Origin of the sequence: Coprococcus sp. TM115-187 (assembly GCF_027679115.1) — a bacterium.
In the GTDB taxonomy this organism is placed as follows: Bacteria; Bacillota; Clostridia; order Lachnospirales; family Lachnospiraceae; genus Allocoprococcus; species Allocoprococcus comes.
In genome coordinates this window covers 2,897-3,357 of record NZ_JAQEKS010000048.1, presented here as the reverse complement: position 1 = coordinate 3,357, position 461 = coordinate 2,897, and positions in this window count along the sequence as shown.

Here is a 461-nt window from a genome sequence, read left to right as displayed (position 1 = left end):
AAAAGTATGTATCCCTCTTTCCGCACCATATCTGTACGGCAGGGTGTGATTTGTTGCAGGATTGAAAAAATTTTTTGTAAATATGAAAACAGCCTATTTGCATCAATAACAAATAGACTGTTTTTAAAACATCTGATATATGAGTTTTTAATTCATGTCCAAGGACTGATGATGTACTGAGAAAAAAACGGAATAAATTCGGTTGTTGGTATAGACTGCCTGTTTTACTTAGAATCACAAATTGCTCCTTGACCAGAGCAATCCTGTGAAAATAGAAACAGGACAGCTCTGGTTATACCAAAACCGTCCCTATATTTTTGGACATTATAAAAGAGATTACCCACAGAACGGTTTTTTTTATTTACCGAACTAGGTAATACTTTATTTGAATTTATAGTGCATATAATATGAGTTTTTAATACATTCTAATCGCACAACATGAAGTATAAACTCATGCTAGG